Origin of the sequence: Paenibacillus algicola, assembly GCF_005577435.1 — a bacterium.
In the GTDB taxonomy this organism is placed as follows: Bacteria; Bacillota; Bacilli; order Paenibacillales; family Paenibacillaceae; genus Paenibacillus_AQ; species Paenibacillus_AQ algicola.
This window is the reverse complement of record NZ_CP040396.1, coordinates 3,997,564-4,024,223: the sequence shown is the minus strand read 5'-3', so window position 1 is coordinate 4,024,223 and position 26,660 is coordinate 3,997,564. Positions and strand designations below refer to the sequence as shown.

The following is a 26,660-nucleotide window of genomic DNA, read 5'->3' as shown; positions in this document are numbered from 1 at the left end:
ATAAGTTATAGCATGCATGGCTGATGGAATGTCGGGACGGCGTTTTGGACATCTTGGAAATATATAGGTACCGGCGATGGAAATCCCGGTTTGGGAGGATATACATGGATACACCGATGTTGCGCAGGGAGGATGTTGAGCTTCTTGCGCCTGCAGGCGATTGGGACTGCATGCGGGCTGCGGTGGCAAACGGCGCAGACGCGATATTTTTTGGAGTCGAAAAGTTTAATGCCCGGGCACGGGCGAACAATTTCCGGATGAATGAGCTGCCGGAAATTATGTCTTTTTTGCACAGCTATGGCGTAAAGGGCTTCCTCACGTTTAACATTCTCGTGTTTGAGAATGAGCTGGAGGAAGCGAAGGAGCTCATTGACGCCTGTGTGGATGCCGGCGTCGATGCCGTCATCGTGCAGGACCTGGGACTGGTGAAGCTGATCCGCGAGATTTCTCCGGATTTTCCAATTCACGGCTCTACTCAGATGACGATCACATCCCCGGAAGCGGTGGAGTTTACGAAGCCTTGGGGCATGGAGCGGGTCGTCCTGGGCCGCGAGAACAACCTGAAACAGATTCAAAAAATCGGAGAACAGGCCCGCCTGCCGATGGAAGTGTTCGTGCATGGAGCGCTGTGCGTGTCCTACTCCGGTCAGTGCCTGACCTCGGAGATGTGGGGCGGCCGCTCGGCGAACCGCGGCGAATGCGCGCAGGCCTGCCGCCTGCCGTACGATTTGATGGTTGATGGTGTGCAGCAGCCGATGGGCGATGTGGCGTATTTGCTGTCACCGAAGGATCTGGCTGCCATTGATCTGATGCCAGAGCTGATTGAGGCCGGCGTGACGTCCTTCAAGATTGAAGGACGCCTGAAGACACCGGAATATGTAGCCAATGTGGTCAGCAAGTACCGCAAGGCGATTGACCAATATTTTGACGGGGAGAACGCCAAGCCGAGCAAGGAAGACATCCGCGAGCTGCAGCAGAGCTTCTCGCGCGGCTTTACCCACGGGTTCCTTAGCGGAACGAACAATAAGCAGCTGGTCGATGGCACGTTTCCGAAGAGCCGCGGGGTATACCTGGGCAAGGTAGAGCAGATTTTGCGGGACGGCGTAGTCTGCCGCCTGGAGGCTCCGCTCAAGCGCGGGGACGGCATTGTGTTTGATGCCGGAGATCCGACGCGCAAGGAAGAGGGCGGCCGTGTCTATGATGTCCGCCGCAAAGGCGTGAAGCTGGAAGGCGAGGCTGGCGAAGGCTGGATCGTCGACATTGTGCCCGGCCGCAGTGATGTCGATCTGCGCCGGCTGCATGTCGGCGACCGGATCTGGAAGACGAACGACCCGGCGCTCGATAAGCGGCTGCGTCAGACGTTTGAGACAGACAAGCCGTACCGGGTATTCCCGGTGCACGTCCGCGTCAGCGGAAGTCCGGGACAGCCTCTGTCCACCTGGTGGACCGATGTCCAGAAGGGCACCACGGTCCGTGTGGATTCAGAGCTGGAGCTGGAATTCGCGAAGAAGCGCCCGATGAACCGCGAGCTGCTGGAGGAGCAGTTCGGGCGCCTGGGCGGCACGATCTATCAGCTGGAGCAGCTCGAGGCCGAGCTGCACGGCGATGTCATCGTGCCGATGCGCGAGCTCAACAGCATCCGCCGCCAGGCGGTGGAGCTGCTGTCGGGCGAGCGCCCGAAGCCTCCCGTCTACATCAAACGGGAGGCCTCGGTCTACGGCGATGCCTCCATACCGGCATCGCAAGTGCCGCGCGGTGAAGCACAGCTGACCGCGCTCTGCCGCAGCCTGCCGCAGGTACAGGCTGCGCTGGAAGCCGGCGTCGAGATGATCTACGCCGACTTCGAATTTATTAAGCAATTCCCGGCAGCCGTGGATGCCGTCCGGGCGGCCGGCAAGCAGATCGCGCTGGCTACGCCGCGCATTCATATGCCGGGCGAGAACGGCTACCACAACAACATTTTGCGCCTCCAGCCGGATGCCGTGCTGGTGCGCAACACCGGGGCGCTGTATTTCTACCTGCGCCACCGGCTGGAGCATCCCGACCAGACTCATCCTCGCCTGATCGGAGACTTCTCGCTGAACATTGCTAACCATAAGGCAGCTGACCTGTTCATCGAGTCCGGCTGCGAGCTCGTGACGCCGTCGTATGATTTGAACATCCAGCAGATGATTGACCTGCTTCGCCGTTCGGACACCTCCAGAATGGAGATTGTCATTCATCAGCATTTGCCGATGTTCCATACGGAGCATTGTGTATACTGCACGTTTATGAGTGAAGGCACCGACTTCACCAACTGCGGGCGTCCCTGCGAGGAGCACCGCGCCTCGCTTCAGGACCGGATCGGCATGTCCCACCCCGTGCGGGTGGATGAAGGCTGCCGGAATACCGTCTACAATGCGATCGAGCAGTCGGGAGCAGAGTATCTGAGTAATTTTATGGAGCTGGGCGTCTCCAGATACCGCGTAGAGTTCCTGGAAGAAACGCCGGAGCAGGTGCAGGAGGTCATTGACCTGTATCATCGCGCACTGCGCGGCGAAATTAGCGGAACCCAGGTGTGGAAGCAGCTGAAAGCAACGAACCAGCTCGGGGTTACCCGGGGACAGCTGGTGAAATAGGAACCATGAAGGAGTGCTGCCGCAAGTTCGGGCTGCGCTCCTTTTTGATATGACACTTTATGATTCATCAGCCTGGCTCTGACCGTACATACTTATGAACCCCGTCGAAAGGAGATTACGCATGACCACATCCTCACCCCAGCCCTCAACAGAAACAGAAACAGAAGCCCCCAAGCACCGATTAGAGCTCCTGTTTGAGCGGCATGCCAAAACCATGGCCCTGCTGCTCTTGGCCGGACTATTTATTGCGCTGTTATCATTTGTGCTGCTGAAGGATATCACCGCCACCGTGATTGCAGGCAGTATTATGCTGTTGTTTCTGCTGCTATACCTGATTTCCTCCAACCTCATTGCCGCTCACCGCGCAAACAGCTGGAAGGACTACGTCTATTCTGCAAAAATGGCATCCAACCTTCTCTTTCTCCTCGTCCTGGCCGGAGTTTGCTATTGGGGACGGAATGACCTGCTGGATATTCCCCATTACTATCAGAAGGACTTCAGAGTGTTTACCGGTGTGCCGCAGGATATCGAATATTTCCACGCCGCCTCCTCCAGAGGACCTGGCAGTTCGACCAAATTCATTCTGGAATCCGGGGAGGTGCTGAGATACAGCGGCCTGATTGAGAACCTGGACCCGGAGCATACTTACATGATTGAATACCTTCCCCACAGCCGGAGCATTGTGCTGCTGACGGACATGGATACGGGAGAGCGGTGGGAGATGCGCTAACCCTAAAACTCCTCCTTGCGCCGCACCTCCCGGGATCGTCGGGTCACGCGCGGCTTGAACAAAAAGCTCACATTGGGCTCCACCAGCCAGCTCATACTAGCTTTGACGACCCTGGATGACAAGAGCACCGTGACCAGCACGCCGAGCAGGATCGGCAGAATGCCGCCGGCAACGGAGCCGATCTCCTGCAGCACGCCAAAGTAGAGCAGCGACTTGACCACAAAGCCGTGCAGCAAAAACACATACATCGTGTTCATGCCCCGGTCAGTATACCAGTGCCGCTGCTGCGGGACCCAGGACAGAAATGCGGCCCCCATGAGCAGAGTAAACGTATACGTGAGCAGCCGGAACGCGCCCGCATACCATGTGTCCAGCCCAAACTGGGCATAGTTCATCGCGCCATAGAACCAGGCCGGCTCCAGTACGGGGGACAGCGTATGGAGCAGAACGGCTCCGGACAGGAGTATCAGGAGCGAGACCAGGCGCACCCTCGGTTTTTTTAAAGGGAGAAGCCATTCTCTTTTGAAATAAACACCCAGCAGGAAGAACGGCAAAAAATACAGCGTCCGCGAGACACTGGCATAATAATCGACATCAAGGGCATAACCGAGCAGCACGGAGGACCAAAGAGCAATCCACAGCGGCGCTTTGAGAACGAGCAGATAGGGCAGCAGCATTTTCCATAGCAGCATACTAAACAGAAACCATAGAATCCAATACGGATAAAAATACGTAAAATGCAGCTTCTCCAAGCCCTGCGTATAGAAGTCGAACCACGTGTACAGCGTCTCAAAGATCAGATAGGGCAGCGCCAGATTCGACACGAGCTGAACATAATATTTGGGATAAGTGATGCTTTTGGAGAAATAGCCGGCAACAAATACGAACAGCGGCATATGGAAGGAATAGATCCACGGATACAGCGTCCCCAGCGGCGACTCCCCATAGAACGGCTCCATGAAATGCCCCACGACCACGAGCAGAATGAGCCAGAATTTTAAATTGTCAAAATACAGATCTCTCTCGTTCATGGGGGTGCGCTCCTTTGGGCATGAGGTTATTGTTCAATAACCTATTTTGGCAAGCTTGATACCTGGGAAGACGAAAGAGCTTCTGTCCTCAAACAGGAAAAATAGCACGGCGCATGGTACAATATCTTCAGCCAATAAAGGAACGTGAGCCGATATAGCGTGCAGCAGGTGCTGCAGAAAGAGAGAGCATACGATGAGAATACGCAAAGCGATTATACCGGCCGCAGGACTGGGCACCCGCTTCCTGCCGGCGACCAAGGCGATGCCCAAGGAGATGCTTCCCATCGTCGATAAGCCCACCATCCAGTACATTATCGAGGAGGCGGTGGCCTCCGGTATTGAGGACATTCTGATCGTGACGGGCAAGGGAAAGCGGGCGATCGAGGACCATTTCGACTCCTCCTTCGAGCTGGAGCACAATCTAGCGGAGAAGGGCAAATGGGGGCTGCTGCAAGAGGTGCGGCGTCCCTCCGATATGGCAGATATTCACTACATCCGGCAAAAAGAGCCCAAGGGACTCGGTCACGCCATCTGGTGCGCCCGCAAATTTATCGGCCAGGAGCCGTTTGCGGTGCTGCTTGGCGATGATATTGTGGAGTCGCAGGTTCCGTGCCTGAAGCAGATGATCGACGTCTACGATCAGTATGGCAGCGCCCTGGTCGGCGTGCAGCCGGTGGAGTGGGATCAGGTGGGCCGCTACGGCATCGTGGACGGCGTGCCTGTGGCCGAGCGAATCTATGCCACGGAAAGATTGGTTGAGAAGCCCTCCCGGGAGGAGGCTCCTTCCAATCTCGCAATTATGGGGCGGTATATTTTGCCGCCGGGTATTTTTGAGGTGCTGGAAGCGCAGGAAGCAGGGAAGAACGGGGAAATCCAGCTGACGGATGCGCTGGCAGCCTGGTCCCGGAAGGAACAGATTCTGGCCTACCACTTTGACGGAATCCGCCATGATGTCGGCGAGAAGCAGGGCTTCATCGAGACGACCATTCATTATGCGCTGCAGCATGAGGAGCTGCGGGAAAGCCTGCTGCAGTATATGCAGAAGAAGCTGGAGCAGGAGCGGCCGTAGCGCTTTTGGAGGGATGGCAGGGGAAATGCAGGGGGAGAACGCAAGGCAACTTCATAGAGTCAAATAGGAAGAGGCCATCCCGCAAGATCTAAGATCTTATGGGACAGCCTCTTTGTGCTTGAATACTACTCCAAGCTGTCTAACAGGGTCTTGATTTCAGCGTTAAGGTTAAGGGTATTCAGGATGACCTGAAGCGCCTCGGCACGCGTGGAGCTGCTGCGGCCATCGAATTGACCGTTTCCTTTACCGTTGATGATCCCTGCCTGGACGGCCATATCGACATATTCCTTCGCCCAGGCTGATACAGGATCTGTGACTACTTTATTCACGTCCTTTTGAACGTTCTGGAAGTTAATGATGCGAGACAAGATCACTATCATTTCTTCACGAGTGATGGTGCCGTTGGGCTTGAATGTGCCATCCCCATAGCCGCTAATAATCCCGGCGGAGGCGAATTGGGCGATGGAAGCATTTGCCCAGTGATTTTGAATATCGTTAAAGGCTGCCTGCTTGTTGCCTTGAACAGGGAAGAGGCGAGACAGGATCGAGATAAACTCTGCCCGGGAAATATTTTTATCAGGCTGAGCCGTTCCATCCTTGTACCCTTTAATAACATCAAGCTTTACAAAAAGCTCAACCGTCTTTTCAGCCCAATGTCCTTTCGTATCCGACGGCTTTAATACAGGAGTTGTGAACGTTTGCGAGGCTATGCCCACATTCTCGAGCTTCTTCTGGATGACCGATACTACGTTAGAATCGGCTTTAACAATCTCACTGAGGAAAATATCAACGACAGGCTTTGCCGGCTTCGCTTCCACGACCGGGGGCGTGGTGGGAACCGTGACTACAGGGCTTGGTGTGACGGGTGGAACCGTAACCTCATTGCTCGGAGTGCCTGGATCAGGTACTACGACCGGCCGGGCCATAACATGGACCGTGACTGTTTCGGAGAAACCGGCAATTTTAACCCGGATGTCTGCTGTGCCTGCAGCTACCCCATACACTTCGCCCGTGTCTGAAACGGTTGCAATCGAGGTGTCTGAGGATGAATACGTTAACTCATCGGAGGCAGTCGTCGAGACGTTGGAGTCCTGAGCATCAACATCCAAGGTAGAGAACCGTGTCATCATAAAGATCTGTGGAGTGGAGTAATCGACATGAGAATCGATTTGAACCGTATCTCCAACGTACACTGAAGCTGTAACAGGGGTCACCGTCAATCCAGTCACAACCGGCTTAGGATCCACTACCGTGATCGACGTCTCATAGTCGAGCTCTCTGTAAGTACCTGTAATTGTAGCTGTGCCTGCAGCATGAGCTTCAATCATGCCTGCCGGATTAACCGAAGCTACATTCGGATGACTGGAGGCCCAGATAATATCTGTGTGTAACGCATTGATAGATGGCAAGTCTGTGAAGGACAATTCGAGACCATTTTGTAAATGGTTGCCTACATGAAGCACTAAATCGGAATAGTGTGGCTTAACTGAGGTTACAGGGGCAGGAATGAACTGCACAGCATATGACCTTGTAGTTCCATCTTCAGCGGTGACGGTCAGTCCTTCTGATTTTAAGTCATCTAAGGAAACTACGTAAGGTGATGTCAGAGGACTTTGCGTCATTCTCAAGCTTTGCCCCGTGTGACTGAACGTTAATGTGCCAGAATCGGAAGGGCTTTGACCATGGGGCATGAGAAAGAACACCACATCCGATGCATGATCAACCATACCGCGAAAATGATCAAACTGAGCGGTTAATAAATTTTTTTCAGAGGAAAGAACGGGAATGGGAGGATCAGTAGGGAAATCGGGAGGGAGATCGGGGTTGGGGAAATCAGGAATATAATTGATATTCACCTGCACCGGAACACCTACGATTGAACTCATGGACGGATTAAAATCATTGGAAACCTTATGGGAATCCGCGATATTAATATTAGCAAAAGAAATCGTTGAACTTGAGACCTGCACATCCTCTTTCACCTTGAACTTGAATGTAAACAGATCGTCATAGCTACCGTTATAGATCAGAGTGTGGTCTAGTGCCTCAATGGAAGTGTCGAGAGAGAATTCTCCATTGCCATTATCACTTATGACTGGTGTAGTTACACGGTAGTTTGGATGATCCAAAAAACCCGTAACGGTGTAATCCGCGTGAGAATATTTCATTGTTTGAGCAGGATCCGGATACGTATAATCTGAATAAGAAAAGACCGAGCTATCGAACTTGAGTTGAAACATTAATTGGGAAAAACCGAGCGGATCGAGGGCGTCCATGTTCGTTAATCCGACTACCAGCGTCATTTCTTCGTCAGCGTTGTAGGACATTTGGGGGGTGGACAGGGAGAACGTAGTAGACTGCTGTGGCGTTGCACTCGCGTGGCCGGCACCTCCCAATACACACATTACACATAAAACAACTGCCAATAAACCTGATGTGAAGCGATGGACAATCTTGCTGACTAGCATTCAGACTCCTCCTGATGTTGAACAATTTATACTATACGTTACGCATAATGAGGTAACGGTAATATCGGTGCCGGTCTTTAGCTAAAGGAGCACAGCCTGTGCTTCATCGCTTTCCATACGCTTTGAATCATCCATAAATCAATGCGCATATAAGCAAAGTATCAATAATAATAGCTCTATACACCTATTAATTCGCTGAGATTGAGTATATTTCAAGACCATGAGCCTATATATTACCATGTTTTTACTAAAAGTAATAGACAAAATATGTCGAATTTTACGAGTATAGCTTGTGTGCAGAACAGAAACATGGACTGTAAAATGGGCTGTAAAAGGCCCCCCTTTCATCAGCAGGAATCCTATAATATAATGGACACAATAGAAGATAGATACAAGTTTCGATAAAGCATCTCGAAGTAGGCACCGTCTAACTTGAGGTGCTTTCCGTGTATATTAGGACCTTTATAAATTTGGGATTGGAGGCAGATTATGAAGCATAAACTCGCAGGCAGGCTCATGAGCCTGATTCCGGATGATATGGATCTCGACAAAGCAGAACCCTTTAAGCACGTCCTCATGAGACAGCTGGCCGAGCCGTTTCCTTATAGGCCATTTCAGCTGCTATTAAGTGAACTGACGGACAAGCAGAAGAAATTTATGGTTGATTTTCTGAATATTAAGATTAAAATCCCCCAGCATCAGCCCTTCCCAGACGCAACCTTTATGCAGCTTCTACGCATGCGTATAAGTAAAAATAATGAGAAAGTCAAAGCGATCCGCTCTATTTTGCCCATGATTCTGCCGCTCTTGAAGGATGCGGATTCCAGCCAAGCGACAGGGCATTTGCAAGCTGAAAGCGAGCTGGTGCAGCAGTACGGGAAATGGCATTACTACTGGTCCTTGCGTTTTTTCCCGATCGAGGATGAGTCCATTCAGCACCGCTTGGCGGAGCTGGATACAGAGCCCGCGAGTCCCCATCCGCAGCAGGCCATAACGCCGGCGGCAAGCCTCATCGCGAGCACCTGCGAAGCGCCGGAAGCCGAAGAAGCGGCAGCAGCTTCGGAAGCGGACCCGGAAGCTGTAGAAGCGGAACAGACAAGCGTTTCGGAGATCACAGCGTCTCTTCAATCGGAGAAAGGCAAGGCGCTGGTGGCCAAAGAACGGGAGCTTCGCCAGAAGGCGGAGCTGGAAGCAGAGAAGCTGCGCAAGCAATTGAGATTGCTGGAGAAGAGTCATCAGCGCACCTCTGAGCTATATTCCGGCCTGGAGCATCGTTCCCGGGAGCAGCAAGGACGACTGGGCGCACTGGAAGAGGCTTTGGAGCAAGAGAAGAAGAAAGGCTACGCCCTGGAGCGGACAAAGGTGCAGCTGGAGAGTGAGCTGCGGCAATTGAACAAGGGGCTGGAGCAGCAGCAGGAGCGTGAGCACCGGCTTCAGTCGCAGAGCCAGGAGCAGCTGGATGAGCTGAAGGGTAAGATGAAGCTGCTGGAGCAGGAAGTAAGAAGCCAGTCCCGGCCTCAGCTGAGCGCAGAGCAGGTCCTGCGGTTTTTTCAGGAGAAGGCAGGGCAGTACTTCGCGGATGTGGCCAAGGTTCAAGATCCCACCGCCAGAGTCAGCCTGCGTGAAAGAATTAGCAGCACCATGCTCCTGATGAATACGATCGAGACATGGCTTCAAGAGGATATGGCTCCAGCAGATCACCCGGCGACTGAGCAGGCAGAGTCAGCCCCCCAGCCAGACCGCGATCCAGAGCAAGCAGCTTCACCTGTAACTGAAGAGACTCCGGACCCCTCAGCAACTCAGGACGATCCCGCTCCCGAAGACCGTGCCCCGTTCTATTCCGGCACCTTCTACCGGCGGGATCATGGTGGGTATATCGTGCTGGAGCACGGAGAGACCTTCAATATTACGGAATCCATGGTGAACAGCATCGGGCTGGAGCATGAAGCAGAGGTGCAGTGTGAGCCGCAGCAGCGGGAAGACGGAACGACCTCGTATTATATCCGTTTGCTCCTGCAGGGTGATGATTCGCTGGCGCCTGTCCAACAGTTTATGGGCTATGTGAAGCTGGGCGAGCATTTTACATACTATTGTGTAGACATGAACAATGAGGAGCTGCGGTTTCCGATCCACGAAAAGGATGTCGCGATCCAAGATCCGAAGGACGGCGATCCCTGTCTGTTTAATGTGGCAGTGGATGGCCGGTATGCGCGCTTGTCGAAGCTGTTCACAGCAGCCGAGCTGCCTCAGACAGACCATGCTGTCAAAGCGCGTCCTGCAAGCCGTCCCAAGATGACCCGGGAAGAAGAGCCGGAGCGCTACCTGGAAGGCTGCACCATCGTGATCATCGGCGGGCTGGCGAAATGGTTCGAGTCTGTCGTCGCAGAGACCGGGGCGAAGCTGGTCCATGACACGGGACGGAGTGCCGAACGAGTACATCCTCACCTGCGCCGCGCCAACGCCCTGTTTATGCTTCTGAGCGCCAATTCCCATGACGCCACAGGCAGCTGCGTTCCGATCGCCAAGGAATGCGGCGTGCCACACTTCAAGATTGAAGGCTCCAAATCCAATCTGCGCAAGCAGCTGTGGGATCATCAGGCGCTCATTCGCAGCAGCCCTCAGCTGGTCGATGGATAAATCAAAAACCCACCGAAGGCACGCAGCCTTTACGGTGGGTTTTTGCTCTTTCCTAAGCATAGCCTCCGCAAGCCCCGGAAAGCTGTTCTCTATTCATAGGTAGTCTAGAATTGCAGCTGTGACCAGCTCTGAATCCGCTCTTCAGCGGTAGGATCGACTTGCTTTAGCTTATTCATGAGGTCGGGATCCCCCTGCTCCTGCTTCTGCAGAGCAGCCATATACCATGCGGCAATATCCTGCTGCAGGGGCTGTGACAGATCCTCCTGCAGCCCCAGGGCGAGCACGGACGATGCCTGTTCAGGCTCGTTTATCATATAATTCATTTTGCCGGCGTTTAGAATCATGGTTGGCGTAATTTCAAATGGGCGTCCCTGCATCTGCCCCTCCGGCAGCGTCTTCAAATGCTCCACGCCTTCCTGCACATGCCGGAACGTAGCGATCCCTTCTCTGAAATATTTGTCCTTGGCGTCCAGAGCCCCGGCGCCGAGCGACTGATAGCCCAGCTCAAAGGCCTGGTTGATGATTTTTTCATGCCATTCGATATCCCAGTTGAACTTGTAGGCGTGGCTCGTTAACAGCGCAAAAGCCTTGTCCTGCTGGCCTTTCAGCTCATACGCCTGCATCAGGCGGCTCAGCATCGCTTTGTTGTAGGGCTCATCCTCCAGAGCATTATTCAACAGGGCGATCAGCTGGCTGTAGAATCCTTCATCCTGGGTCTGCTGGTAAGCTGTCGAATATAGAGAGGACAGAAGCAGTACAGAATCCGGATGGCTGGAGCGGATCTTCAGATCTTTTTCCAGAGCTGTCTTGATCTCTTCGAAAGAAGTGCTGGTCTTGGCGACCTGACGTGCATCCAGCGCTGCGCTGCTGGCTTGTACATACCGGATGGACGTAATAAGCAGCAGGATCAGTCCAATCCCCGCCAGCGCGGCATACACCCCTTTGGCCGTCGAAGGTGACAGCTTCAGCCGGGTGACCGGCTGGTGATCCATCGCCGCCGCCATACCGCCAAGGCCCAGAAAGACGAGAATGCCGATAAACACATAGCTCATATTAAAGTCCAGAATGCTGTGCAGCAGAATCGACAGCACCACGATCATATATAAGAAGTGCGAGCGCTGCTGCGCCTCACCTGACTTGAAATAACCGCGGATATATTTATAGAAGATATACAGGATAAAGGACATAAAGATCAGGAACCCGACAATGCCCACTTCAATGAAATACTGCAGAAAAAAGTTATGGGCCTGGCGGCTCGTATACGGATTGTTCTGGTACTGCTCGTACAGGGCTGCCCAGGCACCGCCGCCTGCTCCAAATATCGGATAATCACCGACCACCTTCATCGCATCCTTATAGAACGTAAAGCGCTCCAGGACACTGTGCTGGTTGAAGTTAATGTTGTCGAGACGGGTGTTCAGGTTATCCGGAAGCAGATTTTTGAGGCTCGTTCCAATGAACAGCGCGATCAGCAGACCGCCCAGCACCACCGAGCCGATGGGAATCCAGAGTGTGGAGCCTTTGCGGTCACTCCATTTGTGAAAAGCGTTCTCCAGCACCGGAGCAGCATACCGCTGAATGGCCCAGCCGAGCAGCCCGACAAGTGCAGAAACGCCGAGTACATATCCCCAGCCCTTCAGAGCACCGCTGCCGCTGAAGCTTTCATTTAACTGCAGGCCCAAATCCGTCACCGGTTTGGAGATGAGCAGCGAGGCTGCCCCGGCCACCCCCAAATGCACCATCCACAAAATTTGCTGGGCGGGCTTTAGGAACAGAAGCAGCAGCACGAACGCCACCGGCAGCATCACCAGTCCCCCGCGGGAGAGCGTCAGCAGCAGGGAGACTATGATGGGAACCAGCATGAAGCTGTGAAAGGCCTGAGCATACGCTTTGCGGGAAGAGGTGATAAAGAACACCGCCGCAAACAAAAAGGCCATCAGAAAAGCCGCATATGTATTTGCGTACTGAAAGACCGAGGTCAGACGTAATCCGTTCGAGTCGGTCATGACCGCATTCGTATAAATACCGTTCGCTACCGTGTTAGAGAACCATTGTGCGATAGCACCGGCGGTTTTGCCTTGGCCAAACCAATGCAGCAGCCCGAAACCGACGATCAGATAAGACACCGCCATCATCGCAGCCTGAATGATCCGATTCCCTACCGGATGCCGCAGCAGATACAGACCCGTAATGAACAGAATTGCCTGCACACCCTGGATCACGACCATATTCATCGCTAAATAATGCGAGGCCGCCCCGGCCAGCGACACCACATAGCTCAAAGGCAGCAGCAGCACCGCGACCGCGAGCCAATCCCGCTGATCCTCCAAACGGACCTGTTTGAAATACGCTGCAAACCACAGCACACCCATTCCGCAGGCCAGAATCGCAGCCCAGAAGATCGGTCTCTCAAAATCTAGCATCTGACCATTAAACAGCCCCGTCTGAAACGGAGTCCATGCCAAGAAAATCACCATGCCAATAATTAACACCCACTGCAGCGCAGAGGGTTGTTCGACTTCTATCGACCTTTTGGTCGATTTACCGTATACTGGTTTAGACAAAGTTTCCATTCTCCTTTTTGTGAGATACGACAATATTTTACCATAGGTGTTAAAATGGTACTAGGATTTAGGGTTAATCGTGTGTGCTTATTAAAAGAATCCATGGTGGTGTTAGAGATAAGAAAAGCAATTATACGATTTATTTATCGAATGATTCCAATTGTTAAGCCAATTACTTCAGTTATTTTGTCGGATAAAGGAAAAAAAAAGCTAAAAAAATTTTTCTTATCAACTACAAGCTCTGGAGGTCATAGAGCATCAAATTTATTACCCAATAGCCCAATGATTGAGGGTATTAATCTCATTGGCTACTCTAGAGCTGAGATGGGGATAGGAGAATCCTGTCGGATAGCTGCTAATAGTATATCAGCTGCGGGCATACCTTTTGGGATTATTAATTTTCAAGGAACTAGTAGTGCTAGAATGGAAGATTTGACATGGTTATCAAAGGAAATTAAATATCCGATTTATAAAATTAATGTTTTTCATATCAACGCTGAGCAGATGCCCGAACTAAATGTGCGTTACAATGATTTGTTATTTAAAGATAGATATAATATAGGCGTTTGGCACTGGGAGCTCCCTGATTTTCCGGAGGATTGGACAGACAGTTTTCAGTATGTCGATGAAATATGGGCGCCATCCACTTTTGTAGCTCAAGCACTTGCAATCAAAAGCCCTGTTCCAGTTATCAAAATTCCGCATTCTATTGAGGTGACAATAAAAGAATATAGAGATAGGAAATATTATGATTTACCCGAGAATTCTTTTCTTTTTCTAACGATGTATGACGTCAGAAGCTATCAAGAAAGAAAAAATCCTGAGGCCTCCATAAATGCTTTCAAAATTTCATTTGAGCCCGATGATATGTCAGTAGGCCTCGTAATAAAAGTGAATAGCTATAGATCTAAGTCCAATGAATTTTTGAAGTTAAAAAGTATGATTGAGGGTTACAGAAATATTTATATAATCAACGAAACTCTAAGTAGAAATGACGTGAATGCACTTTTGAATGTTTGTGATAGTTTCATATCGCTGCACAGGAGCGAAGGGTTTGGCTTGGGATTGGCTGAAGCTATGTATTTAGGCAAACCTGCTATCGGAACGAATTGGTCATCAACTACCGATTTTATGAATTATGACAATTCTTGTCTAGTGAAATATACCTTGGTTCATCCTACTAGAGATTTTGGGCCTTATAAGGCATATCAATACTGGGCCGAACCAGACATTAACCATGCTAGCGAGTTTATGAAGAAACTGGTGGATGATAATAAGTTTTATACTGATATTGGTAGCGAAGGTCAAACATTCATAAAAAAGTATTACTCACCAAGTTCTGTTGGTCAAGAAATAAGTAAAAGACTGAAATATATCGGTAAGTGGAAGTTTGGGGGGGGAATATGAAGACAACCTGTTTAATAATGGCTGGCGGTAAAGGGGAACGCTTTTGGCCAAAAAGCCGGACAAATTTACCTAAACAATTTTTAAATATATCAGGCAATAAATCGATGATACAGCAGTGTATAGACAGACTTCAAAACTTTATTCCAATTGATCAAATCTTCGTTATAACAAACGAATTATATGCTGAGTTAATTAAAGCACAAATACCCGCGCTGCCATTTGAAAATATTATAATTGAACCGATTGGACGTAACACAGCTCCTTGTGTCGGTCTAGCATCAATTATCATTGAAGAAAAATACCGAGGTAGTTCAATGATTGTATTACCCTCAGATCATATCATCAAAGATGAGACTGAATTTATTGAAATCTTAAAAACCGCTGTTTCTGTTAGTCAACTCGGAGGAAATTTGGTCACTTTAGGTATAACTCCTACATATCCTGAAACTGGTTACGGATACATTGAGAGCACTAACGAGACAATTGAAATGAATAATTTAAGAGTTTACAAAGTGAATCAGTTTGTAGAAAAGCCTAGTGAGGATAAAGCACTCACTTATGTTAAATCTGGAAATTATTACTGGAATAGTGGTATTTTTGTTTGGAGAGTAGATGTTTTAAGAAAATATATTAAAGATTTAATGCCAGAAATGCACGATATCTTAGAAACTATGAAATCCGGGTTTCAAACAAATGAGAGGAATGATGTCATTCGTGCAGAGTTTCCTAAAATGCCTGATCAATCAATTGATTATGGAATAATGGAAAAGGCTCATGATATATATGTAATTCCGTGTGTTTTTGGATGGGATGATGTTGGGAGTTGGACTGCACTTGAAAGAATTGGAAACCTGGACGACAGTGGAAATGTTATAAGGGGGAATACACTAAGTATAGACACGCAGCGTTGTATTATCGAGAGTAATGGAAAGTTGATAGCTACTCTTGGTGTGGAGGATTTAATCATTGTGGAGACAGATGATGTAACCCTTATATGTAAAAAGGATAAGGCACAAGAAATTAAATCACTTATCAAGGAACTAAAAGTACAAAAGCTTGAACACTATTTATAGGTTTATCGAGAAGGAGAACGTTGAAAATGACTAAAAAAGCATTAATCACTGGAATAACTGGACAAGATGGATCTTACCTGGCTGAGTTGCTGCTAGAGAAGGGTTATAAAGTTTATGGCGTAAGAAGAAGAACGAGTGTACCAATTTTGGAGAATATTAAACATATTGAGAATGAGATTGAGTTAATTGAAGGCGATCTATTAGATTTGAGTTCTTTGGTACGTGCTGTGCAAGTCTCAAACCCTGATGAGGTTTACAACTTAGGTGCCCAATCATTTGTAGGAACCTCATGGAATCAACCGATTATAACAGGTCAGGTAACCGCTCTAAGTGTCACAAATATGCTAGAATCTGTGAGGATCGTCAAGCCTGATGCGAAATTTTATCAAGCTTCAAGTAGTGAGATGTTCGGTAAAGTAGTAGAGACCCCACAAAAAGAAACAACTCCGTTCTATCCTCGAAGCCCATATGGAGTAGCGAAGGTTTATGGACATTGGATGACTGTTAATTATCGTGAGAGCTATGATATGTTTACATGCTCAGGAATCCTCTTCAATCATGAATCTCCGCGTCGTGGTATCGAATTCGTTACTCGAAAGATTTCTGACGCAGTAGCGCGAATAAAGTTAGGGCTGCAGAGCGAACTAAGGCTGGGGAATCTTGATGCATTAAGAGATTGGGGCTACGCTAAAGACTATGTTGAATGCATGTGGCTAATGCTTCAACAAAAAGAAGCAGATGATTATGTAATTGCAACAGGAGAAGTACACTCGGTTAAAGAGTTCTGTGAATTGGCATTTAGCCATGTAGGATTGTCGTATCAAGATTATGTTGTAACAGATCCCAAATTCTTTAGAGCCGCTGAAGTTGACTTGTTACTGGGTGATCCATCTAAATCTATAGAGAAGCTTGGATGGAATCCGCAAAAAACTACGTTTAAAGAATTAGTGCATCTTATGGTTGATCAAGATATGGAGAGAATTAGACAGTATAAAAGTCAGTATAACGTTCTAGGGAAGTGATGTGTGAGTGAAAGCCCTAATAACTGGGGTGAGCGGTTTTGTAGGGACTCACTTGAGTAAAGCTTTGTTAGATCAGAATTATGAGGTGTATGGAATATCTCGCTCCCAGCCTTCAAATAACGAAATTAAATTTTATCACTGTGACATAAGAGATGCCGATAAGCTTGAAATCCTGTTAAGAGAGATTAATCCAGATGAGATATATCATATGGCAGGACCGGCTTACGTACCACAGTCTTACGAGAACCCTATAGATGTATACAATATTATTGCAGGCGGAACATTAAACTTATATGAGGCTGTTAAGAGGTTGGGTTTGGCCTCTAAAATCTTGTATGTAGGATCAGCTGAAGTTTATGGAGCGGACAGTACGCATCCATTTAACGAATCTGATTTGTTACGTCCCAAAAATCCTTATGCAGGAGCAAAGGCCTGTGCTGATATCATCAGTCAACAGTATGTACTCACCTATAACTTAAATATTATAAGAGCGAGACCTTTTAATCACACAGGTCCATACCAGTCTGCAAACTATGTGAGTTCTGACTTTGCTAAACAGGTAGCAGAGTGTGAGCGCAGCGGGAGACGCGAAGTGAGGGTAGGTAACATCCACTTACAAAGAGACTTTCTCGATGTAAGGGATGTTATAGATGCATATCTGCTTCTAATGAGGTATGGCAGCTCAGGGAATGTCTATAATGTTTCGTCTATGAAAGCTAAGCCGATTTCGGTCCTCCTGGATTACTTGCTTATGGAAACAAAATATAATGATTGGGAGATTTATGTAGATCCTTATAAAACCAGGTTAAAGGATATCACGATAAGAATAGGGGATAACTCAAAGTTAATTCAGGAGACTGGATGGACTCAAAAGTATGAACTAAGTGAGACGATGAGAGACCTTTTAAATTATTGGCGAGTACATGTACAAAGAGTGGAACGAGGTTAGCGATGGCTCGAGAAAAGGTAGTAGTAGTGGGCGGCGGAGGCCATGCCAAGGTTGTAATTGATATTCTTCAAGAAAATGCCGAATTCCATGAGATTCTGGGATTTACATCCCTTGATTTTAAGGGGGAAAGCCTGCTTGGGGTGCCCTATCTCGGAGATGATTCAATGATGACTACTTTGAGAGACGTAGATTCATTTATCGTTGCAATTGGAGATAACTCTCTTAGAAAGAAGATATATCAAAGCTTAAGCAAGGTGGGTTTGAGGCCCATAAATGTTATTAGCAAAAAAGCCTACGTATCACCCCATGCATCACTAGGACAAGGTGTTGTAATTTGTCCTGGCTCAGTAATAAATCCTAGTGCAGTGTTGCATGATAATGTGATTGTTAATACCTTGGCTGGTGTTGATCATGACTGTGTCCTTAACTCACACTGCCATGTAGGCCCAGGAGCTTCATTGGCTGGCGGTGTGGTGGTTGGAGAAGGAGCGTTTGTGGGGATGAAAAGTAGCATATTACCCGAGAGATTAATTGGTGAATGGTCAGTCCTAGGAGCGGGAGCAGTAGTAATTAAAGATATAAATCCATACACAACTGCAGTGGGAGTGCCCGCAAAGAAAATCAAATAACAAAGGATGAATAAGTGATGAAGGCAGTGAAAAGAATTCCTTTGGCAGGACCGGTTTTAAACGGAAATGAGAGAGAGTATGTAATTGATTGCATTGACACTGGGTGGATTTCTGCAAATGGAAAATATGTAAATGAGTTCGAGAGACAATTTGCCGAGTATTGTGGGGTAAAACATGCAATCTCATGCGCCAATGGTACTGTAGCGCTACATCTGCCGTTGGTTGCTTACGGAGTGCAGCCTGACGATGAAATTATTATCCCTACTTTCACTTATATCGCTACTGCAAATGCTATAAAATACTGTGGGGCAAAACCCGTTCTTGTAGATAGTGAGGAGGATACTTGGAACATCGATCCTCATAAAATCGAAGAGAAAATTACAGAGAAGACAAAGGGGATCATAGTAGTTCATTTGTACGGTCATCCTGTAGACATGAAACCTGTAATGGACATTGCTAAGAAGCACAATTTGTTTGTCATTGAAGATGCGGCTGAAGCTCATGGAGCAGAATGTAATGGCCAAGTGGTTGGATCCATAGGTGATGTAGGCACATTTAGTTTTTTTGGTAATAAGATTATATCTACTGGTGAAGGCGGCATGATCACGACAAATGACAGTGAGTTGGCTGGCAAAATGCGTCTCTTAAGAGGGCAGGGAATGGATCCTAATCGAAGGTATTGGTTTGACGTAGTAGGCTATAACTATCGTATGACCAATCTCCAAGCAGCTGTGGGGCTGGGTCAACTGGAGAACATTGCATGGCATCTGGAACAACGAAGAAGGGTCTCAGATCTCTATATTGATCAGCTATCAAACTACAAAGAATTATTTACTCTGCAGCCAGAGATGGATTGGGCTAGACATTCATACTGGATGGTTTCTGTGTTATTAACGGATAAAGTAAAGCTTGAGCGGGATGAAATAATGCAGTTACTGGAGGACGATGGTATAGAGACTAGGCCTTTGTTCTACCCTATGCATCAGATGCCTCCTTATTACGAAGAAAAAACTTATCCTGTGGCGGATAGAGTATCCTCCAGAGGGTTCAATATACCTACTAATGCTATGCTTACAAATGAGGAGATAAACTATATCTGTAACAGAATTGTACACCATTGTAATGGATATAATGCGTAGCTGCAGAGCAGCTTGTACGGAGGAATAATATATTGCGTAAGTATATAGGAAAGATTTATAAAACTAGATACTTTTGGTCTCATCTTGTTAGAGCAGAACTGAAGAACAAGTTCAGACGTTCAAAATTAGGAATTCTATGGACCTTTATAAATCCCCTACTCTTGACGTTGCTCATGTCTACAGTGTTTGGTGTTGTCTTTAAGATGGAGTTTTCAGATTATGCGCCTTATGTACTATCAGGCTTAATCGTATGGGAATTAATTAGTTCATCTTTTATTGGTGGAGGTCACTCCATTATGGCCGGAGAGCAATATATACGACAATTTAATCATCCTGTAACAATATACACATTAAAAACGGCACTTGTATATACAATCTCATTTGTAATTGCTATGATTTCTCTTGCCGGCTGGGTTCTGTTTAAAAATGTGGAGAACGTAATTTTGGGAATACTTACAATGCCTATAACGATTTTACTTTATTTTTGTCTTTCCTGGGCGATTACAACGATTGCAGGTTATACCAACGCTAAGTACAGGGATTACCCACAAGTGATGGCTTTAGTCATACAAGCTACATGGTATGTTTCACCAGTTTTTTTTAAAAAGGAGATGTTTACCTCTAGCCCAGCGCTAGAGGCAGCCTTTTATATGAACCCTATAACTCACATATTGAATTTAATCAGAAATCCATTTCTATATGGAATAATGCCTTCAGTCAGTGACTACCTATTCACTATTGGTTCGATTTTAATTCTGACCCTTGTAGCGATAGTAGTTAATTCTAGAAACAGTACTAAAGTTATATTCTATTTATAAAAGGGAAGTTAAACATGGATAATTGTTATATTAAAATGGAAAACGTTAATCTTTACTATCCCTCGCATATATATAATGCCACTACGTTGAAACAAGAGGTTTTTTCTTTCTTAAAGTTACAGAAGAAAAAGGAGAAATTAGAGGACGTTCATGCACTGAAAAACTTTAATTTAAATATTAAAGAAGGCGAAAAAGTCGGCATTATAGGTCACAATGGCGCGGGGAAGAGCACTTTATTAAAAACAATTGCTGGAATCTATCCTATTAAAGATGGAATTCGAGATATAAGAGGTGAGATCCGTTCGTTATTTGATTTAAGTTTAGGTTTTGATCTAGAGTCATCAGGTAGAGAGAACATCATGTACCGAGGACTCTTATTAGGAGAAACCCCTAAAACGATAAAGGAGAAAGAACAAGAAATTATTGATTTTGCCGAACTCGGAGATTTTATTGACTATCCTATTCGTTCCTACTCGTCGGGCATGCTTGTCAGATTAGCATTTTCAATATCTACTTCTGTTGCAGGTGAGATTTTACTGCTTGATGAAGTTATAGCAGCAGGCGATGCGGCTTTTCACAAAAAAGCTAAAAAGAGAATGGGAGATCTGATGGACACAGCTAAAATTTTAGTTTTTGTTTCGCATGACTTAACGACAATACAGGAAATTTGTACGAGAATTATATTAATGGAACACGGTAGAATAATAGCTGATGGTGATCCTGATGAAATAGTACATCATTATAACAGCAACCATTTCTCCCTTAACTAGAAGTTGGAGGTCCTAAAGTGAAAAAAAGAGTGCTCTGGATATTGAACCATGAAACATTAAGTAAATTTGAACTTCCATTACTTCAAGAATTAGGAGTGGAAATTTACACTCCAAAAAAGGTGCCAATAGAAATATTGAAAGCAAGTGGTTCAATAACTTATGATTACGATCATACACTTAGTATTCCAAAAGATGCTATCAAACAACTAAATGAATTCAACTTCTATGATCATTTTGAAATGCCTCTGAATATTAAGAGTATTCTCAATCAATATTTTGACTTAGCATTTGTAATGTTTGATTTTTATGCAATAAATAAAGTCGTGAATAACTTTAATGGTGTTATTCTAACCAGAGCCTTCGGCTTAGGGAAAGATAACAGTTATGTAGATATCACCAAGCAAGTTCTAGGTGATAATTTTTTATATAGATTAGAAGAAATTAAGGATCGATATTGGTTTTCTCAATGCTACGATAATATATCGGATAATGAGTCAGGGATTTACAAAGAGCGATCACTATTTTTACCCTTAGGATTACCTAGTGAGTTCTACAGTATCAAAAATGAGTGGGTCGGTAACAGAGAAAAGTTGCTCTTCTTTTGCAGTAGAATAAAAGGATATGAAGAATCAGAGAAGATATACAAAGAATTCAAAGAAAATTTTAAAACATTCGACTATATTATAGCAGGTAATCAACCTGTGCCAGTGAACGATAGCAGGGTGACGGGATTCCTAGAAAGAGAAGAACTTAATAATCTCTTTAAAGAATGTAAAGTTATGTTCTATCACTCTACGTATCCTAGACACGTGCATTATCATCCGCTAGAAGCTATGATTGCTGGTATGCCTGTAGTTTATCTTGAGGGAGGATTACTAAGTACACTAGGCAATGAAAGACAAGCAGGTAGATGTACTGATGTGGCAGAAGCCAAAAGAAAAATAAACAGAATTATGAGTGGAGATGAAGTATTAATAAGTAAAATCTGTGAGGATCAAAAAAGTATATTATATAAATTTTCTCACGTGTTTAATAAGAATAAATGGATTGAAAACTTTTTTCCAATACTTGAGTCCGTAAACAAATTAAAGGATATTTCAACGTCTAAAAAAATAGCAATCTTTGTTCCTACTGGTGTTGGTCAGCATATTGACGACTATATACAATTTATATTGACTCTGAATAGCCATTTGGAAGAAGTCGATCCATCAAGTAAACTAATTATAAATACACCTAGAGAATTGTATGACATATCTGAAATGCTTCCTGTTAATGAATATAATTTAGACGTTAGACAATATAATTTTAGAACAATGTTAAGAAGCGATGTATCAGAAACTTTAGAGTTAATGTTCAAAAAGGAACCACTTTGGTCAGACCAATATATAATACCTGTTGATCATATTCAGAATAATATCGATGCGGAGTTTTGGATATTTATGGAAGATAAAATAGAAGGAGTTATAGGCCAAGTTAAAAGATATGGGCTATATGTTCAAGATATTGGGGATAGATTTTATAGTGCGTTGTCTCACGATAGAATTATGAATTATAAACGTGCTTCATTTTTAATTACAAATACGGAGAAAACAAAACATGATCTAACTAAATATCTTGGTATTTCACGCGATAAAGTGTTTGTGATTCCCTTAAAATACCCAAGTCATTTCAATATGAATAAATTTGAGAGTTCAAATTATATTCTTATTGAGTCAGACATGAAATACCCATTAAGCATAGATCACATCCTGGATAGTATTATAGACTTTTATAAGTTTCAAGAAAACGGACCGAAGATATATATACATTTAAATGGACCTCTCACAAAAGAAAACCAAGAACTCGTAAATAATTTAAATGCGTTTATTCAAAAGTTGCCATTATTAAAAAACAAAGTTAAAGTATTCGCTAATCTAAAATATTCAGAATATAACACTCTGATAATGAATTGCAAGAAAATTATAATACCATATTATGTCCAAAATATAATTTTCAAGGTTAGAAAGGCTGTATACTTTGCTAAGCCCATTGTAATTAATGAACTCTTTAACTGTGATGATCCGATTTATAAGTATCCAACATTTAAAAAATTTGATTATAATCACAATAAAATCTCTAATGAATTATTTGAGATTATATCTCTCGACAGTAGTCGAAATGAGCTAGAAGCTATTAATTCTTCTTATTCACAAGATGTTTTAAAGATGTGGAAGGAGCTATTATGAAGAAAACAGGTATTTTTTTAGGCTTCTATCCTGGGGATCAACTTACTATTCATGGGATAGGGAGACTACTGGCTTTTATAATTAAGGGAAGCGAAAGTAGCAACATTGCGGTGTTTTATCCCAAATGGTTGGAGAAGGAAATTGAGGATTTGATGAAAGAGCACGCTATAGATTGCCACTCGTTAGAAATGATCTCAACTAAGCATATACCAATGGGGGTTAAATTGAGGGACTTCGTAAAAAAAAGGAGATCCCCAAAAAAACGATCATTAACTTTGTTGAAGTTAGAAAATAATTTCAAGAAGTTATTCAAAATAATATTGACTAATTATTTGAGTACTCCGTTCGGTGCGCAATTAATTTTAAAAACTTTGTTTTTATTTATGGTATGCATGGTGGCTACTCCGCTTATTTTATTGCCGACAATAGTATACTTTATTATACGAGTATTTAAACTTACCACAAAAAAAACAATTAGTTTAGGAAAGAGTTTCGCTTTTAAATCCCCCATAAGGATACTGAAAAAAGCTATAGTTGGAGCTCAAGGCAGAATATATCAAAATGTGCTAGACAATGAATTAATTAGATTAACAACATTAATTAATGGTAGGAAGGATATAACTTCTTGTTATATTCCATCCATGGCTTGGCCTCAGATTCAATATATTAAGTGTAGAAAAATTTTAGCTGCTCCTGATATTGTATTTTATGACTTTCCTACCCAATTTTCAGGTGTAGGAGATATTCATAGACGGTTAAGAGAAAGTATTTCTTCTTCGGACAAAATAATAACTTATAGCGAGTATGTAAAAGAGCAGCATTTAATAAAAAAATCCGGAGTGGATCCTGATAAAATCATTGTCATAAAGCATGCTAATGTAGATATGTCAGAGCATTTAAAAGTGCCGAAATCAACTGAGAAATTCATCACAATCAGAGAACATGCAAAACAAATTATCAGTAATCACGTAAATGTTAATCATGGTCCGAGTCATATTTTTTATAATGCGGATTTGGAAGACTTTGATTGTCTGATTTATTCTTCTCAGAATCGCCCACACAAAAATATATTTAATCTTATACAAGCTGTTAAAATAGCTAATAGAGAATATCAGAGGAATTTTAAATTAATTATAACTGCTGATATCTACCAAGATGCTTTTATAGCGGATTATATACGATCTAATAATATGGAAAATGAAATTATAGTCATGCACGATATTCCATCAAATTTATTAGCTGCGTTTAACTGCTTGGCTAGTCTTGCGGTTAATCCAACTTTGTTTGAAGGAGGATTTCCATTTACTTTTTCAGAAGCGTATTCCGTAGGTACTCCATCAATAATGAGTGATATTCCTGTAGTTAGAAGCGAAATAGAGGATAACTTGTTAAAAAAAATGATGCTGTTCAACCCTTTTAGTCCCCAAGCCATTGCACAAAAAATAATATGGGGATTGGAAAATAAAGATCAACTATATTACTCACAGAAACAACTATATAACAAATTTAATAATCGCGATTGGAATAAGGTATCTAAACAATACAGTGATGTTTTCAAGGAAACTGTCAGGTGAATATTATGAGAAAACCCTTTCTTTTATTGACCATTTTTTTTATTGTAATTGCTAATGGTGGTTCTATAATGGCGAAACCTGATAACACAGTGAAGATTGAAGTGAATACGGAAGAAGAACAGTTTTCGCTAAGGTTCTCAGTTGATCTAACAATCAAATTTCAAGATAAAGAACTGTACAACAATAAAACATATCTCTCATATCATATTTATGATACGAATGATAATGAATTGTTGTGGGAAGGGGAAAGGTTCCCGTTCAACATTAATTCAATTGGTCTTGCCCAACAGTCAATTGAATTAGATTTAGAAACCATTGCTGCTTCCAATGATTCGAAAAATTTAAAAGTGGAATTTGATTTAATCAATGAAAGTGAAGAATACTGGTACTCAACAAACTCTGATGTTCAATTTCAAACGGATACAATATTAGTTGATCAAAGTTATTTTAAAAGATTTATTGGTACATTTAAAAACTCTTTCTTAAATTCCCCTATTATTTTTAGTTTGAACTTAATAGGTTTCATAACATTATTAATAACTTTTCATAAGCTTAGAAAAAGCCAACTATTTTACTACTAATACGAATTGAAAATTAAAGGGAGATACACCTATGAAAGCCATCATCCTAGCCGGCGGCACAGGCTCACGACTGTTTCCACTAACTAAAGTAACCAACAAACATCTGCTTCCAGTTGGTATGTACCCGATGGTCTTTCACCCGGTTGCTAAACTCAAGCAAGCTGGATTAACCGATATCCTCGTGGTTACGGGCAAAGACCACATGGGCGATGTCGTGAACCTGCTTGGCAGCGGTAAGGATTTTGGTGTTACATTCACCTACAAGGTTCAGGATGAGGCGGGCGGGATCGCTCAGGCACTCAGTTTAGCTAAAGAATTTGTTGGACAAGACCAGGTTGTTGTAATACTCGGGGATAATGTTTTCTCAAACGATATTTCTACCTATGTAGATAACTTTCGGAAACAGCGGCAGGGAGCAAAAATTCTCATTCAAGAGGTCGCAGATCCTACTCGGTTTGGTGTCCCGGAATTGGACGACAATCAGATTCTCTCGATTGAGGAGAAGCCGCTGCAGCCTAAATCCAGCTACGCTGTAACAGGGATTTACATGTTTGATCATCATGTGTTTGATATTATACATACTCTAAAACCATCTGCGAGAGGCGAACTGGAGATCACCGATGTAAACAATGCATATATTAAACGAGGAGAGCTTACGTTTGACATTCTGCCTGGCTGGTGGTCGGATGCAGGAACTCATGCTTCATTGGCTCGGGCCAACGAGTTGGCCAAAGATATTGTATTCGGTGAAGAGTTTGGGAAGCTTAAACTTTAACAATCAAGGAGTATGATATGATGAAAATGACTCCTCTAACCTTAAAAGGCGTTACTCTGCTTGAACCGGTTGTCCACGGCGACAACCGGGGCTTTTTCATGGAAAGCTACAACGAGTCATTGTTCCACAAGCACGGTATCACGCATCACTTTATTCAAGATAACCATTCACTGTCTGCGGAGCCGGGAGTGCTGCGGGGGCTGCATTATCAGCTGGAGCCGAAAGCACAGACGAAGCTCATCCGTGTCTTAACCGGAGCGATCTATGATGTAGTCGTAGATATCCGCAAAAGCTCTCCTACGTTTGGTCAATGGGTCGGGGTCACTTTATCCGAAGCCAACAAGCGCCAGCTTCTGGTGCCCAAGGGCTTTGCTCACGGCTTCTGCACAATCGTGCCGAATACACAGGTGCTCTATAAGGTAGATGAATATTATTCTCCCGAGCATGACCGCGGCATAGTATGGAATGATCCGGCTTTAGGCATTGACTGGCCTACTTCGCAGCCCATTCTTTCGGAGAAGGATCAGAAGCACCCGCTGCTGAAGGATGCGGAAATGAATTTTGAGTAGGAGGCCAACAGG

Annotated in this window: 20 protein-coding genes; 17 read left to right on the top strand and 3 right to left on the bottom strand. The window is 45.0% G+C overall.

Translation table 11 applies throughout. The features are described from left to right. Window positions 1–104: 104 nt before the first annotated feature. Entirely contained in the window at window positions 105–2,618 is a 2,514-nt protein-coding gene (locus E6C60_RS18845; protein ID WP_138227210.1) for a U32 family peptidase, read from the top strand. Between the two features lie 121 nt (window positions 2,619–2,739). Further along, on the top strand, window positions 2,740–3,348 hold the full coding sequence (locus tag E6C60_RS18840; protein ID WP_138227209.1) for a hypothetical protein: 609 nt from the start codon (window positions 2,740–2,742) through the stop codon (window positions 3,346–3,348). 2 nt (window positions 3,349–3,350) lie between these two features. On the opposite strand, the gene E6C60_RS18835 is transcribed toward E6C60_RS18840, so the two are convergent. After that, window positions 3,351–4,379, bottom strand: a complete 1,029-nt coding sequence (locus tag E6C60_RS18835; protein WP_138227208.1) for an acyltransferase family protein — start codon at window positions 4,377–4,379, stop codon at window positions 3,351–3,353. A 193-nt stretch (window positions 4,380–4,572) separates the two neighbouring features. On the opposite strand from E6C60_RS18835, the gene galU reads away from it, so the two are divergent. After that, window positions 4,573–5,448 carry a UTP--glucose-1-phosphate uridylyltransferase GalU gene (gene galU / locus E6C60_RS18830; protein WP_138227207.1) on the top strand — a complete coding sequence of 292 codons (876 nt, stop codon included), beginning with the start codon at window positions 4,573–4,575 and terminating at the stop codon, window positions 5,446–5,448. 125 nt (window positions 5,449–5,573) lie between these two features. Here the strand turns inward: galU and E6C60_RS18825 are convergent, their stop codons facing one another. Then, the gene (locus E6C60_RS18825; protein WP_138227206.1) at window positions 5,574–7,916 is read right to left on the bottom strand and encodes an S-layer homology domain-containing protein; all 2,343 of its coding nucleotides are present in this window, start codon (window positions 7,914–7,916) and stop codon (window positions 5,574–5,576) included. 489 nt (window positions 7,917–8,405) lie between these two features. Here E6C60_RS18825 and E6C60_RS18820 point away from each other — a divergent pair, with 489 nt between their 5' ends. Further along, window positions 8,406–10,553, top strand: coding sequence for a DUF2325 domain-containing protein (locus tag E6C60_RS18820; RefSeq protein ID WP_138227205.1), 2,148 nt, complete (start codon window positions 8,406–8,408; stop codon window positions 10,551–10,553). Between the two features lie 104 nt (window positions 10,554–10,657). Here E6C60_RS18820 and E6C60_RS18815 read toward each other — a convergent pair whose 3' ends face one another. After that, window positions 10,658–13,117: an O-antigen ligase family protein gene (locus E6C60_RS18815; protein WP_138227204.1), complete on the bottom strand. Its 2,460-nt coding sequence runs from the start codon at window positions 13,115–13,117 to the stop codon at window positions 10,658–10,660. A 102-nt stretch (window positions 13,118–13,219) separates the two neighbouring features. On the opposite strand from E6C60_RS18815, the gene E6C60_RS18810 reads away from it, so the two are divergent. Genes E6C60_RS18810 through rfbC form a run of 13 tightly spaced genes read left to right on the top strand, consistent with a single transcriptional unit; the run spans window position 13,220 to window position 26,648 of the window. Further along, entirely contained in the window at window positions 13,220–14,524 is a 1,305-nt protein-coding gene (locus E6C60_RS18810; protein WP_138227203.1) for a glycosyltransferase, read from the top strand. Further along, window positions 14,521–15,597: a mannose-1-phosphate guanylyltransferase gene (locus E6C60_RS18805; RefSeq protein ID WP_138227202.1), complete on the top strand. Its 1,077-nt coding sequence runs from the start codon at window positions 14,521–14,523 to the stop codon at window positions 15,595–15,597. The genes E6C60_RS18810 and E6C60_RS18805 overlap by 4 nt, the downstream gene beginning before the upstream one ends. A gap of 26 nt (window positions 15,598–15,623) precedes the next feature. After that, a complete protein-coding gene (gmd, locus tag E6C60_RS18800; RefSeq protein ID WP_138227201.1) occupies window positions 15,624–16,619 on the top strand; it encodes a GDP-mannose 4,6-dehydratase in 996 nt (331 codons plus the stop codon). Window positions 16,620–16,626: 7 nt separating this feature from the next. Beyond that, window positions 16,627–17,568: a GDP-mannose 4,6-dehydratase gene (locus E6C60_RS18795; protein WP_138227200.1), complete on the top strand. Its 942-nt coding sequence runs from the start codon at window positions 16,627–16,629 to the stop codon at window positions 17,566–17,568. A 2-nt stretch (window positions 17,569–17,570) separates the two neighbouring features. After that, a complete protein-coding gene (locus E6C60_RS18790; protein ID WP_138227199.1) occupies window positions 17,571–18,197 on the top strand; it encodes an acetyltransferase in 627 nt (208 codons plus the stop codon). A gap of 17 nt (window positions 18,198–18,214) precedes the next feature. Beyond that, on the top strand, window positions 18,215–19,336 hold the full coding sequence (locus tag E6C60_RS18785; RefSeq protein ID WP_138227198.1) for a DegT/DnrJ/EryC1/StrS family aminotransferase: 1,122 nt from the start codon (window positions 18,215–18,217) through the stop codon (window positions 19,334–19,336). A gap of 32 nt (window positions 19,337–19,368) precedes the next feature. Further along, entirely contained in the window at window positions 19,369–20,154 is a 786-nt protein-coding gene (locus E6C60_RS18780) for an ABC transporter permease (RefSeq protein ID WP_138227197.1), read from the top strand. A 35-nt stretch (window positions 20,155–20,189) separates the two neighbouring features. Next, a complete protein-coding gene (locus E6C60_RS18775; protein WP_217496351.1) occupies window positions 20,190–20,924 on the top strand; it encodes an ABC transporter ATP-binding protein in 735 nt (244 codons plus the stop codon). Window positions 20,925–20,941: 17 nt separating this feature from the next. Continuing rightward, complete coding sequence (locus E6C60_RS18770) at window positions 20,942–23,149, top strand: glycosyltransferase family protein (RefSeq protein ID WP_138227195.1); 2,208 nt, start codon at window positions 20,942–20,944, stop codon at window positions 23,147–23,149. Further along, entirely contained in the window at window positions 23,146–24,723 is a 1,578-nt protein-coding gene (locus E6C60_RS18765) for a glycosyltransferase (protein WP_138227194.1), read from the top strand. Before E6C60_RS18770 ends, E6C60_RS18765 begins: the two co-directional genes overlap by 4 nt. Further along, window positions 24,720–25,304 (top strand): hypothetical protein, encoded by a 585-nt coding sequence (locus tag E6C60_RS18760; protein ID WP_175415360.1) that lies wholly within the window; start codon window positions 24,720–24,722, stop codon window positions 25,302–25,304. The genes E6C60_RS18765 and E6C60_RS18760 overlap by 4 nt, the downstream gene beginning before the upstream one ends. Before the next feature lie 31 nt (window positions 25,305–25,335). After that, the gene (locus tag E6C60_RS18755; RefSeq protein ID WP_138227192.1) at window positions 25,336–26,079 is read left to right on the top strand and encodes a sugar phosphate nucleotidyltransferase; all 744 of its coding nucleotides are present in this window, start codon (window positions 25,336–25,338) and stop codon (window positions 26,077–26,079) included. A gap of 20 nt (window positions 26,080–26,099) precedes the next feature. After that, the gene (rfbC, locus tag E6C60_RS18750; protein ID WP_138227893.1) at window positions 26,100–26,648 is read left to right on the top strand and encodes a dTDP-4-dehydrorhamnose 3,5-epimerase; all 549 of its coding nucleotides are present in this window, start codon (window positions 26,100–26,102) and stop codon (window positions 26,646–26,648) included. Window positions 26,649–26,660 lie beyond the last annotated feature (12 nt).

Excerpts from the sequence above, each read along its gene's own strand:
- E6C60_RS18755 (WP_138227192.1), top strand. The coding sequence starts at position 25,336 with ATGAAAGCCATCATCCTAGCCGGCGGCACAGGCTCACGACTGTTTCCA.
- E6C60_RS18765 (WP_138227194.1), top strand. The coding sequence starts at position 23,146 with ATGAAGAAAACAGGTATTTTTTTAGGCTTCTATCCTGGGGATCAACTT.
- galU (WP_138227207.1), top strand. The coding sequence starts at position 4,573 with ATGAGAATACGCAAAGCGATTATACCGGCCGCAGGACTGGGCACCCGC.
- E6C60_RS18810 (WP_138227203.1), top strand. The coding sequence starts at position 13,220 with ATGGTGGTGTTAGAGATAAGAAAAGCAATTATACGATTTATTTATCGA.
- E6C60_RS18845 (WP_138227210.1), top strand. The coding sequence starts at position 105 with ATGGATACACCGATGTTGCGCAGGGAGGATGTTGAGCTTCTTGCGCCT.
- E6C60_RS18790 (WP_138227199.1), top strand. The coding sequence starts at position 17,571 with ATGGCTCGAGAAAAGGTAGTAGTAGTGGGCGGCGGAGGCCATGCCAAG.
- E6C60_RS18785 (WP_138227198.1), top strand. The coding sequence starts at position 18,215 with ATGAAGGCAGTGAAAAGAATTCCTTTGGCAGGACCGGTTTTAAACGGA.
- E6C60_RS18805 (WP_138227202.1), top strand. The coding sequence starts at position 14,521 with ATGAAGACAACCTGTTTAATAATGGCTGGCGGTAAAGGGGAACGCTTT.
- E6C60_RS18820 (WP_138227205.1), top strand. The coding sequence starts at position 8,406 with ATGAAGCATAAACTCGCAGGCAGGCTCATGAGCCTGATTCCGGATGAT.
- rfbC (WP_138227893.1), top strand. The coding sequence starts at position 26,100 with ATGAAAATGACTCCTCTAACCTTAAAAGGCGTTACTCTGCTTGAACCG.
- E6C60_RS18835 (WP_138227208.1), bottom strand. The coding sequence starts at position 4,379 with ATGAACGAGAGAGATCTGTATTTTGACAATTTAAAATTCTGGCTCATT.
- E6C60_RS18775 (WP_217496351.1), top strand. The coding sequence starts at position 20,190 with ATGGAAAACGTTAATCTTTACTATCCCTCGCATATATATAATGCCACT.
- E6C60_RS18840 (WP_138227209.1), top strand. The coding sequence starts at position 2,740 with ATGACCACATCCTCACCCCAGCCCTCAACAGAAACAGAAACAGAAGCC.
- gmd (WP_138227201.1), top strand. The coding sequence starts at position 15,624 with ATGACTAAAAAAGCATTAATCACTGGAATAACTGGACAAGATGGATCT.
- E6C60_RS18825 (WP_138227206.1), bottom strand. The coding sequence starts at position 7,916 with ATGCTAGTCAGCAAGATTGTCCATCGCTTCACATCAGGTTTATTGGCA.